This window comes from Rhizobium sp. YTUHZ045 (genome assembly GCF_051124255.1).
Taxonomy (GTDB): Bacteria; Pseudomonadota; Alphaproteobacteria; order Rhizobiales; family Rhizobiaceae; genus Rhizobium.
Genome location: NZ_CP101432.1, coordinates 1,763,306 through 1,781,445, shown reverse-complemented (window position 1 = coordinate 1,781,445; position 18,140 = coordinate 1,763,306). Strand labels below are relative to the sequence as shown.

Annotated in this window: 17 protein-coding genes; 4 read left to right on the top strand and 13 right to left on the bottom strand. The window is 62.1% G+C overall.

The features are described 5' to 3' along the window. The first annotated feature begins 39 nt into the window (after positions 1-39). Both NMA58_RS09030 and NMA58_RS09025 read left to right on the top strand, forming a co-directional pair. Positions 40-789 (top strand): cytochrome c biogenesis CcdA family protein, encoded by a 750-nt coding sequence (locus NMA58_RS09030; RefSeq protein WP_434713060.1) that lies wholly within the window; start codon positions 40-42, stop codon positions 787-789. Between the two features lie 45 nt (positions 790-834). Next, entirely contained in the window at positions 835-1,797 is a 963-nt protein-coding gene (locus NMA58_RS09025) for an AEC family transporter (RefSeq protein ID WP_430959903.1), read from the top strand. Here NMA58_RS09025 and NMA58_RS09020 read toward each other — a convergent pair. From NMA58_RS09020 to cysG, 5 genes are read right to left on the bottom strand one after another with little or no spacing between them, the layout of a single operon-like run. Next, positions 1,765-2,976 carry a UbiH/UbiF family hydroxylase gene (locus NMA58_RS09020; RefSeq protein WP_434713059.1) on the bottom strand — a complete coding sequence of 404 codons (1,212 nt, stop codon included), beginning with the start codon at positions 2,974-2,976 and terminating at the stop codon, positions 1,765-1,767. The genes NMA58_RS09025 and NMA58_RS09020 overlap by 33 nt on opposite strands. A 37-nt stretch (positions 2,977-3,013) precedes the next feature. After that, a complete protein-coding gene (locus NMA58_RS09015; protein ID WP_434713058.1) occupies positions 3,014-3,526 on the bottom strand; it encodes a DUF934 domain-containing protein in 513 nt (170 codons plus the stop codon). 10 nt (positions 3,527-3,536) lie between these two features. Then, positions 3,537-5,207, bottom strand: a complete 1,671-nt coding sequence (locus tag NMA58_RS09010) for a nitrite/sulfite reductase (protein ID WP_434713057.1) — start codon at positions 5,205-5,207, stop codon at positions 3,537-3,539. A gap of 8 nt (positions 5,208-5,215) precedes the next feature. Further along, complete coding sequence (locus tag NMA58_RS09005) at positions 5,216-5,530, bottom strand: DUF2849 domain-containing protein (protein ID WP_010014500.1); 315 nt, start codon at positions 5,528-5,530, stop codon at positions 5,216-5,218. A 2-nt stretch (positions 5,531-5,532) separates the two neighbouring features. Beyond that, positions 5,533-6,969: a siroheme synthase CysG gene (gene cysG / locus NMA58_RS09000; protein WP_434713056.1), complete on the bottom strand. Its 1,437-nt coding sequence runs from the start codon at positions 6,967-6,969 to the stop codon at positions 5,533-5,535. A 268-nt stretch (positions 6,970-7,237) separates the two neighbouring features. Here cysG and NMA58_RS08995 point away from each other — a divergent pair, with 268 nt between their 5' ends. Further along, a complete protein-coding gene (locus NMA58_RS08995; protein WP_434713055.1) occupies positions 7,238-7,825 on the top strand; it encodes a deaminase in 588 nt (195 codons plus the stop codon). A gap of 19 nt (positions 7,826-7,844) precedes the next feature. Next, entirely contained in the window at positions 7,845-8,711 is an 867-nt protein-coding gene (mazG, locus tag NMA58_RS08990; protein WP_430959897.1) for a nucleoside triphosphate pyrophosphohydrolase, read from the top strand. Between the two features lie 196 nt (positions 8,712-8,907). On the opposite strand, the gene hflX is transcribed toward mazG, so the two are convergent. From hflX to NMA58_RS08950, 8 genes are all read right to left on the bottom strand, one after another. Continuing rightward, on the bottom strand, positions 8,908-10,233 hold the full coding sequence (gene hflX, locus NMA58_RS08985) for a GTPase HflX (protein WP_434713054.1): 1,326 nt from the start codon (positions 10,231-10,233) through the stop codon (positions 8,908-8,910). Between the two features lie 77 nt (positions 10,234-10,310). After that, the gene (gene hfq, locus NMA58_RS08980) at positions 10,311-10,553 is read right to left on the bottom strand and encodes an RNA chaperone Hfq (protein WP_003539403.1); all 243 of its coding nucleotides are present in this window, start codon (positions 10,551-10,553) and stop codon (positions 10,311-10,313) included. A gap of 111 nt (positions 10,554-10,664) precedes the next feature. After that, positions 10,665-11,528 (bottom strand): D-amino-acid transaminase, encoded by an 864-nt coding sequence (locus NMA58_RS08975; protein ID WP_430959895.1) that lies wholly within the window; start codon positions 11,526-11,528, stop codon positions 10,665-10,667. Positions 11,529-11,648: 120 nt separating this feature from the next. Then, on the bottom strand, positions 11,649-13,013 hold the full coding sequence (locus tag NMA58_RS08970; protein ID WP_011425228.1) for a sigma-54-dependent transcriptional regulator: 1,365 nt from the start codon (positions 13,011-13,013) through the stop codon (positions 11,649-11,651). After that, positions 13,003-15,273, bottom strand: a complete 2,271-nt coding sequence (locus NMA58_RS08965; protein ID WP_434713053.1) for an ATP-binding protein — start codon at positions 15,271-15,273, stop codon at positions 13,003-13,005. The genes NMA58_RS08970 and NMA58_RS08965 overlap by 11 nt, the downstream gene beginning before the upstream one ends. Before the next feature lie 215 nt (positions 15,274-15,488). Beyond that, positions 15,489-16,478 (bottom strand): potassium channel beta subunit family protein, encoded by a 990-nt coding sequence (locus NMA58_RS08960; RefSeq protein ID WP_434713051.1) that lies wholly within the window; start codon positions 16,476-16,478, stop codon positions 15,489-15,491. 204 nt (positions 16,479-16,682) lie between these two features. Then, positions 16,683-17,312, bottom strand: coding sequence for a DsbA family protein (locus NMA58_RS08955; RefSeq protein WP_434713050.1), 630 nt, complete (start codon positions 17,310-17,312; stop codon positions 16,683-16,685). A 41-nt stretch (positions 17,313-17,353) separates the two neighbouring features. After that, complete coding sequence (locus NMA58_RS08950) at positions 17,354-18,121, bottom strand: amino acid ABC transporter ATP-binding protein (protein WP_430959891.1); 768 nt, start codon at positions 18,119-18,121, stop codon at positions 17,354-17,356. Positions 18,122-18,140: the final 19 nt, after the last annotated feature.

Genomic DNA, 18,140 nt, shown 5'->3' with positions numbered 1-18,140 from the left:
CGCTAGGAACGGGACGCATATTGCAGCCGGAGAGAATGCGTGTCGATTGCCGATATTTCCCTGTGGAGCGCGTTGTTGGCAGGGGCGCTTTCCTTTCTTTCGCCCTGCGTGCTGCCCCTCGTTCCGCCCTATCTCTGCTATATGGCCGGCATATCGGTCGAGCAGTTCCGCGGCGGCGGCGCGGTGGCGGTCTCGCCCGATATCAGGCGCGGCGTGCTGTTTTCGGCGCTGCTCTTCACGCTCGGCTTTGCCACCGTCTTCGTGGCGCTCGGCGCCGGCGCTTCGAGCATCGGCATGGCGCTTCGCCAGCATCTCGACCTGCTCTCCAAGCTCGGCGGGCTTGTTATCATCGTCATGGGGCTGAATTTCCTCGGCCTCTTCCGAATCGGTCTGCTCGCCCGCGAGGCGCGCTTCCAGGCCGGCGGCAAGCCGGCGACGCTGACGGGCGCCTATATCATGGGCCTTGCCTTCGCCTTCGGCTGGACACCCTGCATCGGACCGGTACTCGGCGCCATCCTCGGCGTCGCCGCCTCGCGCGAGACGGTCGGCTCCGGCGCCGGGCTGCTGGCCATCTATTCGCTGGGTCTCGCGATCCCCTTCTGGATCGCAGCGGGCTTTTCCGGGGCCTTCATGCGCTTCCTGTCACGTTTCCGCCGCCATCTCGGTACCGTCGAGAAGGTGATGGGCGTCCTCCTGATCCTCACCGGCCTCGCCTTCCTGTTCGGCTGGGTCAGCGATGTGGCGATCTGGTTCCAGCAAACCTTTCCGATCCTGATGCAAATCGGCTAGAAGAGATTCTTCCCCGCCAACCATCCCGCGCAACCGGACTTTTCCTTGGCCGACATCATCAGCCTGCTGCTGCCGTTCTTCGGCCTGATCCTGATCGGTTATGCCGCCGCCAAGGCGACGAAGCAGCCGGCCGAGGCGCTCGGCTGGCTGAACACCTTCATCATTTATGCCGCCCTGCCCGCTTTGTTCTTCAAGCTCGTCTCGCGCACGCCGATCGAAGAACTGACGCGGATCGATTTCATCGTCACCGATATCGCCGCGACCTATGCGGTCTTCATCCTGCTCTTTGTTATCGGTCGTTTCGTGCGTGGCAATCCGCTTGATGAATGCACCATCCAGTCCTTTGCCGGCGCCTATGGCAATATCGGTTATATGGGGCCGGGGCTGGCGCTGCTGGCGCTCGGCGAAGGCGCTGCAGTGCCGGTGGCCCTGATCATCTGCTTCGAGAACGCGCTGCACTTCATCGTGGCGCCGGCACTGATGGCCGCAGCAGGCGACGACAAGCGTTCGGCTGGCCGGCTTGCCGCCGACATTGCCCGCAAGGTGGCGCTGCATCCCTTCATCCTGTCGACCGCGGCAGGTTTTGCCGTCGCCGCCTTCCACATCGATCAGCCGCTGGCGTTACAGCGCCTCGTCGACTACCTCGCCCAGGCGGCCGCGCCCTGTGCGCTGTTCGCCATGGGCGTGACGCTGGCTCTGAGGCCGCTGAAGCGGATTCCGGCGGAGATTTCCTATATTGTGCCGGCGAAGCTGATCCTGCACCCGATTTTGGTTTTTGTGGCGCTGACTGTTATCGGCGGTTTCGAGCCGGTCTGGATCCAGGCGGCCGTGCTGCTCGCCTGCCTGCCGACGGCCACCAATGTCTTCGTCATCGGCCAGCAATATGGCGTCTGGCAAGAGCGTGCCTCGGCGACGATCCTGATCACTACCGTGCTTTCGGTGGCCAGCGTTTCGCTCTGGCTGATCGCGATCCGCTCAGGCCTTCTTCCGCTTCAGCTTTTGCTTTAACGAATCCGGAATATCGCGAAAGCCCCGGCCGGGCTCGATGCCCTCGCGCATGACCAGGTTGCGCAGCGGCGGAATGGCCGAGAGAATATGAAGGCCGGCAGCGCGCAGCATCTGAACGGGGAGGAAATCCGAGAGCAGCGAGCGGTTGAGCAGATCGACGCTCGCCGTGCGCGTCATGATATCGGCGCGGCGACGGCGGTCGAAGCTTTCGCCGGCATCGGCCGGCAGCGGCAATTCCGCCCGGTCGCAGAGGATATCGGTGAGCGCCATGATATCGCGCAGGCTGAGGTTCAGCCCCTGCGCCCCGATCGGCGGGAAAACATGGGCGGCCTCGCCGATCAGCGCGATGCGCCCTTTGCCGAAACGATGAGCCATCATGCCAGAGAGCGGCCAGACCTGCACACCTTCCTCAACGCTCACCTTGCCCAGCATGGACTGCATCTGCGCTTCGACGAGAGAGCCCAGTTCGGCCAGCGGCAGTTCCATGCGGGCGGCCGCCTCGGCGGGATCCTGCACCCAGACAAGGCTGGAGCGGCTACCCGGCAGTGGCACCTGGGTGAAAGGGCCATGTTTGGTGTGGAATTCACTGGAGATATTCTGGTGCGGTAGCGTATGGGCGAAATTCAGCACCATCGCCGATTGCGGGTAGGACCAGTTGCGCACGCCGATACCTGCCGCCTCGCGCAGCTTCGAGCCGCGGCCGTCGGCGCCAACGGCAAAATCGGCCGTCAGCACCTCGCCGCCGGCAAGCGTGAGCGACACTCGCTCGGCGGAGATGTCGATCGACTCGGCCATATCGGTGAAGCGGGTGATATTGCCCTCGCCGGCCGTGGCCGCTTCGAGGATGTCGGTCAGCACCTTATTGGGGAAATTGTAGCCAAAGGCATCAAGACCGACCTCGGCGGCGCGGAAGGTGGTGGTCGGCGCGCGCAGCAGCCTGTCGGTGCCCTCGATGATTCGCATGCTGGTCAGCGGGGCTGCCGCCGACCTCAGTTTTTCCCAGAGCGTCAGGCGATCGAGGAAGCGGATCGACTGATCCATCAACGCCGTGGTGCGCTGGTCCTCCTTTGCCGCAACAGGAGCCACCAGCGCCACGCTGCGGCCGCCGCGGCCAAGCGCAATGGCGGCGATCATGCCGGCGAGCCCGCCACCGATCACCGCGATTTCGAATGTCTTCATGCTATATTCCGCCATCGTAAAACGGCGGACCCGTCGCTTATGCGGCCGGCTTCGCCTGACGGCGCCAACTATAGCCCTTGCCGGCTTCGGCGTCACGCACCGCCGGCTGATAATGATGGGGAATGGCGGGCAGACGGTTTTCTGCAAGCCGCTTCAGCGCCGTGGCATTGGTGACGGCAAAGCTGTCGATGCCGACGCGCAGCATCAGCGGCACCTGATCAATCAGCACGTCGCCGACGGCGCGCAACTCGTTGCCGTAACCGAGCCGCTGGCGCAGCAGCGAGGCATGGCTGAAGGCGCGGCCGTCGTTGAAGGCGGGAAAGGCGACCGCCACGATTGCAAGGCGGTCGAGGTAGGGCTCGAGCCGGCGCACGTCGTCTGCCGGCTTGATCAGCACGCCGAGGCCGACATCATTGCTTTCACCGGCCCTGGCGATCAGTTCGTCGAGGCCGAGCAGCGGCTTCTGCGCGCCTGATGCCTTCACCTCGTCGGTTTCGATCACCCAGGGATCGTTGTCGACAAAACCGGTTTCTCTCCAGATCTTCGTCATCATTCCCTCCTTACGCCGCTTCGGCGGCCGAGCCGTAGAGTGCATCCTTGAAAGGCTGCGGCCCCACGCGGCGATAGGCGGCGAGGAAGGTTTCGGACGGATCGAGACGCAGGCCGAGATAGGTGTCGACGATCGTCTCGATCGCATCCGTCACCCGGTCCGGCTCGAAGCCGCGGCCGATGATTTCGCCGATCGAGGTATGTTCGTCGCCCGAACCGCCTAGCGTGATCTGGTAGAGTTCGGCGCCCTTCTTCTCGACACCGAGCAGGCCGATATGGCCGACATGGTGATGGCCGCAGGCATTGATGCAGCCGGAGATCTTGATCTTCAGTTCGCCGATCTCGGCCTGGCGTTCGGGATTGCCGAAACGGCGGGAGATTTCCTGCGCGACCGGAATGGAGCGCGCATTGGCTAGCGCGCAATAGTCCAGTCCCGGACAGGCAATGATATCGGTGATCAGGCCGGCATTGGCTTCGGCCAAATTGATGGCGACGAGGCCGCGATAGACCGCTTCCAGATCGGCCAGCGCCACATGCGGCAGGATCAGGTTCTGCTCATGGCTCACGCGGATTTCGTCGAAGGCATATTCCTCGGCAAGATCGGCGACCGCATCCATCTGCGTGTCGGTGGCATCGCCCGGGATGCCGCCGATCGGCTTCAGCGAGATCGTCACCATGCCGTAATCGGGGTTCTTGTGCGGCTGCACATTCTGCCGGACCCAGCGGGCGAAAGCCGGATCGGCCTTCTTCCAGCGGGCGAGGTTTTCCCAGCCCTCGGCGCGGGCGGGCAGATCAGGCGGCGCGAAATAGGCGGCGATCGCCTGCACGTCCTTTTCCGGCAGCTTGAGTTCCGTATCCTTCAAGGCCGCGAATTCGGCCTCCACCTGGCGCGTTAGTTCCTCCGCACCGGTCTCATGCACGAGGATCTTGATGCGAGCCTTGTACTTGTTGTCGCGCCTTCCGTGCAGATTGTAAACGCGTACGATCGCCGTGGTGTAGGAGAGCAGGTCTTCCTCGGGCAGGAAGTCGCGGATCAGCTTGGCGATCATCGGCGTGCGGCCCTGGCCACCGCCGACATAGACGGCAAAGCCGATCTCGCCCTTGTCGTTCTTCTTCAGGTGCAGGCCGATATCATGGACCTGAATGGCGGCGCGGTCGCGCTCAGCGCCTGTGACGGCGATCTTGAACTTGCGCGGCAGGAAGGAGAATTCCGGATGAACGGACGACCACTGGCGCAGGATTTCCGCATAGGGCCTGGGATCGGCGATCTCGTCGGCGGCAGCCCCGGCGAAGTGGTCGGCGGTAACGTTTCTGATGCAGTTGCCCGAGGTCTGCAGCGCATGCATCTCGACGCTTGCCAGATCGGCCAGCGCATCGGGAATGTCAGACAGCTTCGGCCAGTTGAACTGCAGGTTCTGGCGCGTGGTGAAGTGGCCATAGCCACGGTCATAGGTGCGGGCGATATGGGCGAGCATGCGCAGCTGGCGCGCGCTCAGCGTGCCGTAGGGAATGGCGATGCGCAGCATATAGGCATGAAGCTGCAGGTAGACGCCGTTCATCAGGCGCAGCGGCTTGAACGCATCCTCGGCCAGCTCGCCGGAAAGGCGGCGCTGAACCTGGTCGCGGAACTGCTCGACGCGCTCGCTGACAAAGGCATGATCAAATTCGTCGTAACGGTACATCGTCTTCCTCAGACTGCAATGAATTCGGGATCGGCAGGAGCGTAGCCCGGTGCGTATTCCATGGTCGGCCCTTGCGCGCGGATGCGCTCGCGAAGGCGAAGCGGCCAGAGAATGCCGTTGGTTTCCTGGACGTCGACGACGGCCACGTCAACGACCTCATTATCGGCATAGGACTTTTTGCCAATGGCTTCCAGTGCTTCGACGGCTTCGTTGTGACGGGCGACAAGCGCCTCCTGCAGCGAGGTCGACCATTTGCCGTTGGCATCCAGCCAGACGGCAATGCCGTCCGTCAGCCGGTTGGCGGTCAGGACCTTGTCACCCATATTCAGCTCCTTGCAAGTTCCTCGAGCCGGGCGTTCTCGCGCATCAGCGGCTCGGACAGTTCGAAATTGGCGCCGGCGACCGCATCGCCGATAATGACCATCACAGGGCCAGTCAGTTCGTTGCGGTGCTGCAGATCGGGCAGATCGGCGAGCGTGCCATGCAGCAGCCGGCGCTCGGTGCGGCTGGCATTCTCGATGACGGCAACAGTGGTCTCCGCGGGAATGCCGGCCTGCATCAGCCGCTCGGCGACCGAGGCGGCAACCGTGCGACCCATGTAAACGGCGATCGTCGCGCCGGAGACGGCGAGGCTTGCCCAATCCGGCAGCACGTCGCCGGTGAGATCGTGGCCTGTCGTGAAGACCAGCGAGGAGGCAACGCCGCGCAGCGTCAGCGGCAACTCGAAATCGGCAGCGGCAGCGAAGGCCGAGGTGATGCCGGGCACGACCTCATAGGTGACGCCGGCGGCGCGCAACGCGGCCATCTCTTCGCCTGCCCGGCCATAGACCAGCGGATCGCCTGACTTGAGGCGGACAACGCGCTTGCCCTGGCGGCCTAGCTCGACGAGCAGTTCATTGATCTCTTCCTGCGACTTCGAATGGCAGCCCTTGCGTTTGCCGACGGAAAGCCGCTCGGCATCGCGGCGGCCCATATCGACGATTGTCTGCGGCACGAGCGCATCATAGACGATGACGTCGGCTTCCATCATCACGCGCTGAGCGCGCAGCGTCAGCAGATCTTCGGCCCCCGGACCGGCGCCGACAAGCCAGACATGGCCGGCGACCTTGTCCATCGAGCGCAGCAACCGGTCGGCGGCATTCTGCGCCTGCGGCAGGTTGCCGTTGGCGACCGCATCGGCAACGGGACCGGAGAAGAAGCGGCGCCAGAAGACGCGGCGAGAAACACCGCGGGGAACCAATTGTTCGACCGCCCTGCGATAGCTTGTCGCCAGACCGGCAAGTCGACCGAGGGAGGGTGAAAGCAGCTGATCGATCTGGGCGCGGATCATCTGCGCCAGAACCGGCCCTGCCCCTTCAGTGCCGATCGCAACGGCGACCGGAGCGCGATTGACGAGCGCCGGCGTGAAGAAATCGCAGTAATCGGGCTGATCGACGGCATTGGCCGGGATTTTCGCGGCACGCGCGGCGTCGACGATGCGGCGATCTTCGGCCTCATCGCCGGTGGCGGCAAAGACCAGGGCCGCACCCTCGACCTGGCCGGCGGAAAAGCTGGCGCGCACCGTCTCGATGCGATTGGCGATCAGGAAAGCATGATAATCGGCTTGCGGCCGGTCGGTATAGGCGACGATCCTTGCCCTTGTGTTCAAGAGCAGCCGCACCTTGGCGAAAGCCTCGTCGCCATTGCCGAAGACAGCCGTCTTCTGGCCTTCCACGCGAAAGAAGGCTGGAAATACCGAAAGCTGCTCAGTCTTGGGAGACATTACCAATCCACTTCGAAGTTGCCAGAATATGCCCGTGATCGACAAGCGATTGAAGGAACAGAAATCCGAAAGCCCCGGCAAGCGCGTATTCTTTTGCTCGCCTCATCGGCGATTTGAGAAAAGTCAACCGTGCTGACGACAACCACCTGTTCCCACTCTCTTTGTTGCGGTGCAGTGTAAAGCCTGTGACAAACAACGTCCACCGGCGTTTGCCGCATTTCGCTCGTGCCGCCAAGACGATAGACTGAAAGAAAAACCGGAGACATCAATGGCTGACAAGACCATCGCCGCCCGCCTGCTATCGGTCATCGAGGACGATATCCTGCCGCTGACTGAACGCGGCGTCTCCTTGGGCAACAAGGTGTTCGGCGCGGCGATCCTGCGCAAATCCGATCTGTCGCTCGTCGTGGCCGAGACCAATAACGAGCTCGACAATCCGCTCTGGCATGGCGAGGTGCATACGCTGAAGCGCTTCTACGAGCTTGGCGACAAGCCGGCGACCAAGGAGCTGATCTTCCTGTCGACGCACGAACCCTGCACCATGTGCATGTCGGCGATCACCTGGGCGGGCTTCGACAATTTCTACTACTTCTTCAGCCACGAGGACTCTCGCGATGCCTTCGCCATTCCGCATGACCTGAAGATCCTGAAGGAAGTCTTCGGGCTTGAACCCGGCGGCTATCGCAGGCAAAACGCCTTCTGGAACAGTTTTGCAATCGCCGATCTGGTCGAGACCGAGGAGGTTTCTCGGAAAACGGCGCTGAAGGCGCAGACCGCCCGCATCAAGGCGCGCTACGACACGCTGTCTTCCACCTATCAATCGTCGAAGAGCGACAACGACATTCCCCTGAACTGAGGCCGCCAACCGAGGCAACATGGAACCTTCGAAAGATATTTCGCGACTGATCGATATCATGGCAGCGCTACGCCATCCCGAGACCGGTTGCCCCTGGGACATCGAGCAGACCTTCGAAACGATCAAGCCCTATACGATCGAGGAAGCCTATGAGGTCTCCGACGCGATCGAGCGCGGCGATATGGACGATCTTTGCGACGAACTCGGCGACCTGCTGCTGCAGGTGGTCTTCCACGCCCGCATGGCCGAGGAAGCCGGCGAATTTTCCTTCGGCGACGTGGTCAACGCCATCACCACCAAAATGATCCGCCGCCACCCGCACGTCTTTGCCCGCTCGGCCGCCGATACACCTGATGCAGTGAAGATCCAATGGGACGAAATCAAGCAGGCCGAAAAACGCGAGCGCGCCGAGCGCCGGGCCAGGCGCGGCATCACCGAGGATTTCAAGGGTGGCTTCCTTGGCTCGGTGCAGCGCAGTTTTCCGGCTCTGACCGAGGCGCTGAAGCTGCAGGAACGCGCCGCCAAAGTCGGCTTCGACTGGTCGGCCCCCGAGCCGATCCTCGACAAGATCGAGGAAGAGATCGGAGAATTACGAGCTGCACTTCGGGAGGGAGACCGGGCAAAGGTCAGCGACGAACTCGGTGACCTGATTTTCGCGGTGGTCAACATAGGACGGCATGTGAAGGCCGATCCGGAACAAGCGCTGCGGGGGACCAACACGAAATTCCGCCGGCGCTTCAATCATATAGAACAGGTTCTTGAAGCGGAAGGCGAGACGCTTGAAGATGCGACGCTGGAGCGGATGGAGGAGATCTGGCAGGCGGCCAAGGCGATCGAGCGGGCTGTTATGGCTGGGGTGGGTGAAGGTTCGCGGGATTTCGGCTGATCGCCGAAATCTGCCCCTCATCCGGCTGCCGCCACCTTCTCCCCGCTCGCGGGGCGAAGGGAGATAGCCGCAACCTCTCGGTTCCTCGCCACCTCTCGCAGGGCACGTCCCCTCGCCCCGTTTACGGGGAGAGGGCTAGGGTGAGGGGCAGCCAATCGGCACACCAACAGCAGTGGCATAGCGCCAGGCGCCAACCTCACCGCTCCCAATCTTCCTTCGCAGGCTTCGGGCCGTTGCCGATGCGGCGTTCGAGTTCGGCGGCCTCGGTTTCCGACAGGCGCAGGTCGAGCGTGATGGAGCCGTCCTCATTGTCCTCGCGGCCATCGACGATCGCGTGGTCGTAAAGCCAGGGCAGCAGCGCCAGCTTGTCGACGGGAAGGCGGATCGTCGTTTCGGTCATCACGCCGGAGAGCCGGCGGCTGATCTCTTCCATGAGCGTGTCGACGCCCTCGCCGCTGACGGCCGAGACCGCGACGACGTTGCTGGCGCCCGCCGCCCTCTGCACCATGGTATCGTGAACCTCAGGCTCCAGCCGGTCGATCTTGTTCCAGACCTCGATCAGCCGCTTCTCCGCTTCGGCCTCGTCAATGCCGAGGTCGCCGAGAATGCGCATCACATCGGAGCTCTGCGCCTGATTGTCGGGATCGGACATGTCGCGGACGTGCAGGATGAGGTCGGCTTCCAGCACCTCTTCCAGGGTGGCACGGAAGGCGGCGACGAGATGGGTCGGGAGGTCCGAGATGAAGCCGACTGTGTCGGACAGAATCACGGTGCGGCCATGCGGCAGCTTCATGCGGCGCAGCGTCGGGTCGAGCGTGGCAAAGAGCATGTCTTCGGCCAGCACGCCGGCGCCGGTAATGCGGTTGAAGAGAGTCGATTTGCCGGCATTGGTGTAACCGACGAGCGCCACGATCGGATGCGGCACCTTGCGTCGCTTCGCCCTGTGCAGCTGGCGGGTGCGCACGACCTGCTCCAGCTCGCGTTCGAGCTTGATGATGCGGTCCTGCAGCAGCCGCCGGTCGGCTTCGATCTGGGTTTCGCCGGGGCCACCCATGAAACCGCCACCGCCGCGCTGGCGTTCGAGGTGGGTCCAGCTGCGGACCAGCCGGCCCTTCTGATAATTCAGATGGGCCAGATCGACCTGCAGCGTGCCTTCCTTGGTGGAGGCGCGGCGCCCGAAGATTTCGAGGATCAGGCCCGTGCGGTCGATAACCTTGGCGTTCCATTCCTTTTCAAGATTGCGCTGCTGTACCGGCGTCAGCGGATGGTCGACGATGACGAGACCGGAATCGCGCTCGTCGAGCAGCGCCTTGATCTCCTCGATCTTGCCGGTGCCGAGCAGCGTCGCCGGTCTCGGATCGTTGACCGGAACGATAGATCCGTTGACGACGTCGAGGTCGATCGCCTGGGCAAGGCCCGTCGCCTCTTCCAGCCGGCTTTCCGGGGTGCGGGTCGAGGCCGATTCGGTCTGGCCGCCGCGGTTGCGCGATTTCAGAACCGGCACGACGACGGTCGCGCGCATATCGTCCCTGTGCTTGGCGACCTCAGGGATGATCGAATCGTTCTTGGTATCGCGTGTCGAAATGACGGCTGATCCTGTTAGGACGCGGCTTCTTCACTCTCGAACATCTGCATCGGCTGACCGGGCATGATCGTCGAGATCGCATGTTTATACACGAGCTGCGAGTGGCCGTCACGGCGAAGCAGAACACAGAAATTATCGAAGGAAGTAACAACGCCGGTGAGTTTCACGCCGTTGATCAGAAAGATTGTCAGGGAAATCTTTTGCTTGCGAACAGTATTGAGAAATAAGTCCTGCAGATTCTGAGAACGTTCCGCCATCGCGCCGCTTCTTTCTTTATTGCCGACCCGAGTTGGCCGGTAGAATATCAATCAACCTCTCCATGCAAGACCGGCAGCACCCTCGTTCCGCCAGTCCAGCAAATCTTGGTATCAAATCGCAATCTTTTCCGCAACGTCGAAAAAGGCTTCGCGGATTTTCTGCGAGACACTGCCCGGATGGCCGTTGGCAATAGGCAGGCCATCGACGGAAACGACCGGAAAACAGATGCTTGTGGCTGCAGTGAGGAAGACCTCGCGGGCCGCGAGCATTTCGGAAACAGAGAAATTCCGCTCTGCGATCGGCAATCCGAGCTTGGCCGCGACATCGATCAAAGTGGTGCGGGTGATGCCCCGCAGGATGCCGTGCTCGGCCGGCCGAGTTATCAGCGTTCCATCCGAATCGACCATCCAGACATTGGTCGCCGCCCCTTCTTTTACCATGCCGTCGCCGTCGACATAGATCGCCTCCTGAGCGCCGGCTTCCTTGGCCTGCTGGCGGGCCATGGCATTCGGCAGCAGGCCGACCGATTTGATGTCAACGCGGTCCCAGCGGTTGTCGGTGACAGTGATCGCCTTGATGCCGTTGGCATTCTTGGCGGCGACGATCTTCGGATCGGTGCTCTTGGCGGTGATGACGAGCGAGGGCGGCGTGCCCTCGGCCGGGAAGACATGGTCGCGGCGGGCGACACCGCGCGTCACCTGCAGGTAGAAGAGCCCGTTGCGGACATGGTTGCGGCGCAGCGTCTCGCGAATAACCTGCGTCAGTGCGGCCCGGCTCATCGGCCAGGCGATGCTGAGTTCCCCAAGCGAACGGTCGAGACGGTTCAGATGGCGGGTAAGGTCGACGATATAGCCGTGGCGAATCTCGCAGACCTCATAGACGCCGTCGGCGAACTGGTAGCCGCGGTCCTCGATATGCACGCTCGCATCGGAATGCTTGACGTAACGGCCATTCACATAAGCGATTCTAGGCATGGGAAACTGATCTTCTGGGAAGCGATAGAGGGATACGGCGCGGCCTCTGCCGCGCCTGCTAGATCAAATAGTCGAGCATGATGTTGCCCGAAAACCGCTGACACTTTTCGGCATCGTGCTCTAGACACCAAGCGATTTCAGCTTGCGGTGCAGCGCGGAGCGCTCCATGCCGACGAACTCGGCAGTGCGCGAGATATTGCCGCCGAAGCGGTTGATCTGGGCGATCAGATAATCCTTCTCGAACATCTCGCGGGCTTCGCGCAGCGGCAGCGTCATGATGTGATAATCGTTCTTGGCCGAAACCTTGGGCAGCATGTCGCCGAGGTCGGTCGGCAGCATGTCGGCGGTGATCGGCGTATCCGGGCCGTCGGTGCGGGCAAGGATCATCAGCCGCTCGATATTGTTGCGCAACTGGCGGATATTACCCGGCCAGTCATGCGCCTGCAGCACCGCCATGGCGTCGTCGCCGATGCGGCGCGGACGAATGCCGGCCTGTTCTGATATCTGGCGCATCAGCTGGTCGACGAGGAAGGGAATGTCCTCGCGCCGCTCGGCAAGTTGCGGCACGCGCACCGGCACGACGGCCAGGCGATGATAGAGATCCTCGCGGAACCAGCCTTCGGCGATGCGGCTTTCGAGATTATAGGCGGTCGAGGAAATGATGCGGACGTCGACCTTGACGCGCTTGGATCCGCCGACCCTCTCGAACTGCTGATCGACGAGCACACGCAGGATCTTGTTCTGGGTCTCGCGCGGCATCTCGCCGACCTCGTCGAGATAGAGGATGCCGCGATGGGCCTCCTCGAGCGCGCCGATCTTGCGCGCCTGGCCGGGCGTGCCCTCGGTGCCGAAGAGCGCCACCTCCATCCGATCGGGCGTGATGTTGGCGGCGTTGAGCGCGACAAACGGGCCGTTGGCGCGGGCCGACTTCTTGTGGATCATTCGCGCTACCAGCTCCTTGCCGGAACCGGACGCGCCGAGGATCATGATGCGGCTGTTGGTCGGCGACACTTTCTCGATCGTCTGGCGCAGCTGCGAGACGGCAACCGAGGTGCCGATCAGCTCCAGGGCGTCGCCAGTGCGCCGCTTCAGCTCGGAAACCTCGCGCTTGAGCTTTGAATTTTCCAGAGCGCGTTCGGCGATCAGGATCAGCCGGTCGGCCTTGAAGGGCTTTTCGATGAAATCGAAAGCGCCGCGCTTGATCGCCGAGACCGCGGTTTCGATGTTGCCGTGGCCTGAGATCATCACGACGGGGAGATCGGGATGACGGGTCTTGATCTCGTCGAGCAGCGACAGGCCGTCGAGCTTGCTGCCCTGCATCCAGATATCGAGGAAGATCAGCCGCGGCACGCGATCTGATATCGCCGCCAGTGCGCTGTCGCTGTCATGGGCCGTGCGTGTCTCATGGCCCTCGTCGGAGAGAATGCCGGAAACGATCTCGCGAATATCGTGCTCGTCATCGACGACGAGAATATCAGAGGCCATAAGCGCTTTCCTTGTCATTGGCTGCGGGAGCGGCGGGCGCTGGCTCCAGGCGTGGCAGATGCACGCGGATCATGGCCCCTCTTCCCCGGTCAAAATCGGCGGGCGCATCGTGCAGCTCGAGCTGCCCGCCATGTTCCTCGATGATCTTCTTGACGATGGCGAGGCCGAGGCCGGTGCCCTTCTCGCGCATCGTCATATAAGGTTCCAGAATGCTGTGGCGGTTTTCCACCGGCAGGCCGCGACCATTGTCGATGACGTCTACGGTGAAACGGTCGCGGGCCGCATCGAGCGCGGCGCGCACGAGGACCTTGCGCTCGTCGCGCTCGTCGCTCGGAACGGCTTCCAGCGATTCCACGGCGTTCTTAATAAGATTGCCGAAAGCCTGGCCGAGCATGCGACTGTCGAACAGGCCCTCCAGCGGCTTATCGCCGAACTCCGAGAGGAAGGTGACGTGATGATTGCCCATCTCGCGCAGGAAGATCGCGTCGCGCAGGATGTCGCGCAGATCGCTCGGCTCCTTGGTCGGCTTCGGCATGCGGGCGAAAGCGGAGAATTCGTCGACCATACGGCCGATATCGCCGACCTGGCGGATGATCGTATCGGTGCACTGATCGAAGACGGTGCGGTCGTCCTGGTTGATCTGCTTGCCGTAGCGGCGCTGAATGCGCTCGGCGGACAGCTGGATCGGCGTCAGCGGATTCTTGATCTCATGGGCAATGCGCCTCGCCACGTCGCCCCAGGCCGTCGAGCGCTGGGCGATGACGAGATCGGTGATATCGTCGAGCGTGATCACGTAGGATTCGCTCATATCGCGCACTTCCTCGCGGGTGACCTGCACGCTCAGCGTTCTCACCGTGCCGCCGCGCACCAGGGCGATCTGCTTGCGGAAATCGCCGCGATGGCGCACCGCCGCCTCGGTCAGCACCTGGTCGACCTCGGGCGCGATGTCGGCCAGCTGTTTGCCGAGCATCTCGTCGGCCGACAGCGACATCAGCGTCTCGGCCGAACTGTTGACGATGGCGATGCGGCGATCCTGTTCGACGCCGATAACGGCGGCGGTAACGCCGGACAAAACCGCTTCGATGAAGCGCCGGCGGTCGTCGACCTCGTCCTTGGCCTCGAGGATCTCGTCGCGCTGGGTGCGGATTTCCGAGATCATCTTGTTGAAGGTGCGCGACAGATTGGCGACGTCGCCATCGACGGCATGCACCGGCACGACGATATCCATATTGCCCGATGCAACGCTGTCGGCCGCGGTGATCAGCAGGCGGATCGGCCGGACGATGCGGTCGGCGACGGCAATTGCCGTCCAGATCGCCGCAAGCAGCACAATCAGCGCGAAGCCGATATAGAGCACGGCGAAGGCGATCTGCAGCGAGAAGCGGTTGGCTTCCATCGAGCGATATTCGGTGGCGTTCTCTTCCATCATGCGCATGGCGCCCATGACCTTGGGATCGACCGCGCGCACCGTATAGAGAAACGTGCCCTGGATGGCGTCAAGCTTGATGATGGCGCCGACGAGGTTGGTGACGCCGGGCGGGATCAGCGTCGGCTGCCCGGCCGCCGCCTTTTGCAACGCGTCCTGCGGAATGGCTGGCAAAGGCTTTTCCGTGGCGATATCAGCCTGGACGACCACCGAACCGTCGCTTTCGACGAGGAAGGCGCCAAGCAGGCCGCGGCCCCTTGCCTGGCGCGTCATCAGTTCGGCGAATCCCGTCCTGTCGAGACTGTAGAGAGCGCGGTTGCGCTCCAGGTCGTTGGCCATGGAGACCGTCTGCCCCTGCAGGTAGCTGGCGTTCTCCATCATATAGGCCTGGCCGATATTGCGCGACGAGCTGACGATCGACTGGGTGCGCAGCGCAAACCAGCGATCGAGGCCGGCATTCAGCGTGATGCTGGCGAAGATGGCGACGAGAATCGCCGGCGTGATCGCGACGATCGAGAAGAGCACGACGATACGGATATGCAGGCGCGCGGCCGCCCGGCCCCGTGTGCGCGCCTTGAGCAGCCTTGCCACCTCGCGGGCGATCAGCGCCAGCAGCGTCAGGACGAAGAAGGAATTGACGATCACCGAAGTGACGACGACATGAGAGGTCGGCGCTATGGGCGTCAGGCCGAGCAGTATGAAGAGTGTAATCGTGGCGCAGAGCAGCGCGCCGCCGGCGAGCACGAGGCCAGGCACGGCGAAAAGGGCGCGGCGATCGGTCACCGTCGTCACCGTCTCGCCCGCCGCCGCCGGCGCTACCCCATCCTGCGTCATTCGGCCTCTCTTCAGACGGCACCCCGCCGTCCCGCCACCCGATCGAAACCAAAGAACGCCGGCTCGGCAGAGCCAGCGTCGGAACGACTCGATCGGGAGCGAAATGTCCAAAACCCTTGCGTGACCTTTAAGCAACGCATTGTGGCGAAAATGCAACGCGGCTTGTCACGTTGTCAAGGCAAGGCACCCGCAGCGTCACAGTTTTGGCGACTCGCCTAGAAGCGACGCGGCCCCTCAGGTTTGTTTCCGGCAATCGCATCGATGCGCTCCAAGACATCGGCCGTGAGCTTGTGCCTGTGCGAAAGCGCCGCGAGATTATCCTGCAGCTGGCTGGCGCGCGAGGCCCCGAGAATAACGGTCGAAACGTGGGGATTGGCGAGGCACCACAAAAGCGCGAGATGGGTGATCGACAAGCCGATCTCGTCGGCGAGTTTTGCGAGTTCGCCGACTTGTCGGAGCTGAGCGCGGCCGGCATCGCTCGACCATCTTTCCTTCAGCCATTCATAGCCGGGCAGGTTCATGCGGCTGTCTGCCGGCACGCCGTTATTGTATTTGCCGGTCAAGACACCTGAGGCGAGCGGCGACCAGATCGTGGTGCCGAGGCCGATCAGGTCGTAGAGCGGGAGATAATCGGCCTCGACCTTCTGGCGTTCGAAGATGTTATATTGCGGTTGCTCCATGGTGGGGGGCGTGATGTGCAGGTCCCGGGCAACGGCGTAGGCTTCGGTCAGCTGCTGGGCGGACCATTCCGACGTTCCCCAATAGAGCACCTTGCCCTGCGCGACGAGATCGTGCATGGCCCGGACCGTTTCCTCGATCGGCGTGTCGATATCAGGGCGGTGGCAGAAATAGAGGTCGAGGTAGTCGACCTGAAGCCGCTTCAGCGCAGCATGGCAGGCATCGGTCACATGCTTGCGCGACAGGCCGCGCTGCGTCGGCTTCTGGCCTCCCCAGAAGACCTTACTGGAGACGATAAAGCTGTCCCGGCTCCAGCCAAGCGACTTAAGCGCCTCGCCCATGACGATCTCCGACTTGCCGCTTTCATAGCCTTCGGCATTGTCGAAGAAGTTCACCCCGTTATCATAGGCAAGCCGCATGAGGTCGACGGCGTCGCCGCCATTCACCTGCTTGCCGAAAGTGACCCATGAGCCGAAGGAGAACTCGCTCACCTTCAAGCCCGATTTTCCCAAACGACGATATTCCATCACGCAGCTCCCGCAGGTTAGAACATGCGCCGACCGTTAACCGAGGCCGGCATCACACGATCGATCGGCGACCGACCGCTCTAATCTATGGCATGAACACCGATATGCGAGCCTGGTGCAACAGTTCCGCTACCGCAGCCGGAAAAATGTCGCCTTGATCAAGGCCAGTGCCTCAGTCGGGCGTGGGTCGGCCCCGAAAAGCGCTCAATGCGGTTTTGATGCCTCCTCGATATGGGCTCTCATTTCCTCAGCCGATTGCGCGCCGGTGAATTTCTTGCCGTTGACGAAGAACGTCGGTGTGCCATCGACTTTGAAGTCTTCCCGCGCCTGAGACGTGAGCTTGCTCAATCCATCGAGGATCGGTTGATCGGAAATCAGCCGGTTGAATGTCGGCTTATCGATACCGGCTGATGCGGCGATATCGCGAAGTTCCTTCTCAATATCGCCGGCCTGAGCAATCTCATCATATTTGGAATAGAAAAGCTTCGTTAGCTCTTGATATTTCGAGCCTTGCTGCCACTCGCACAGCATGAATATCGCCATGTCGACATTGTTGCGAACGAACGGCCTGAAGATCAAACGGGCCTTTCCCCGCTCGACAAACTCTTTCTCGATCTCGGGCGCAACCTGCGTTCGGTAGTCGACGCAATGGGGACAGGTCGGAGACGAATACTCGACAAACGTAACCGGGGCTGAGGCCGAGCCGATCGGGCGATCAATACGGCCGATCGGTTCGAGAAGATCTGCCCCTTGCGAATTTATCGGGAAGAGCGCCATCGCAACAGCAATCGCGGCGACTCCGAGACCTCTGCGCGCTATCTTCGTGGAGAGCACCGAATGTCCTTTCATCATAAACGCGGCAGCAGATACGATTCTCAGTGTTTGAGAATCTGGCCAAGGAACAGCTTCGTCCGCTCGGATCGAGGGGCCGAGAAGAATGCCGCCGGCTCGTTTTGTTCGACGATCTGGCCTTGGTCCATGAAGATCACGCGATTGGCCACGGCCTGAGCAAACCCCATTTCATGCGTGACACAGACCATGGTCATACCGTCTTCCGCGAGCTGGATCATCGTATCGAGAACCTCCTTGATCATCTCCGGATCAAGCGCCGAGGTGGGTTCGTCGAAAAGCATGATCTTGGGATTCATACACAGCGAACGCGCAATCGCGACGCGCTGCTGCTGTCCGCCGGACAGCTGACCCGGATATTTGCGAGCCTGATCCGGAATTTTCACCCGCGTGAGAAAGTGCATGGCAACCTCCTCCGCCTGCTTCCTCGGCATCTTGCGAACCCATACCGGAGCGAGTGTGCAGTTTTCAAGAATTGTGAGGTGCGGGAAGAGATTGAAGTGCTGGAATACCATCCCGACCTCCCGACGCACATTGTCGATATTTTTCAAATCGCTTGTCAGTTCGATACCATCGACGGCAATGCGCCCCTGCTGGTGCTCTTCCAGGCGATTGATACACCGGATCATCGTCGATTTGCCGGAGCCGGACGGGCCGCAGACGACGATACGTTCGCTGCGCCGTACGGTCAGATCGATGTTTCGGAGAACATGAAATGATCCGTACCACTTGTTGAGGCCGCTGATGTCGATTGCGACCGGATTGCGTTCGACACTATTTCGAGCTGCGTTCATCTTCGCCGGCTCCCCTCTT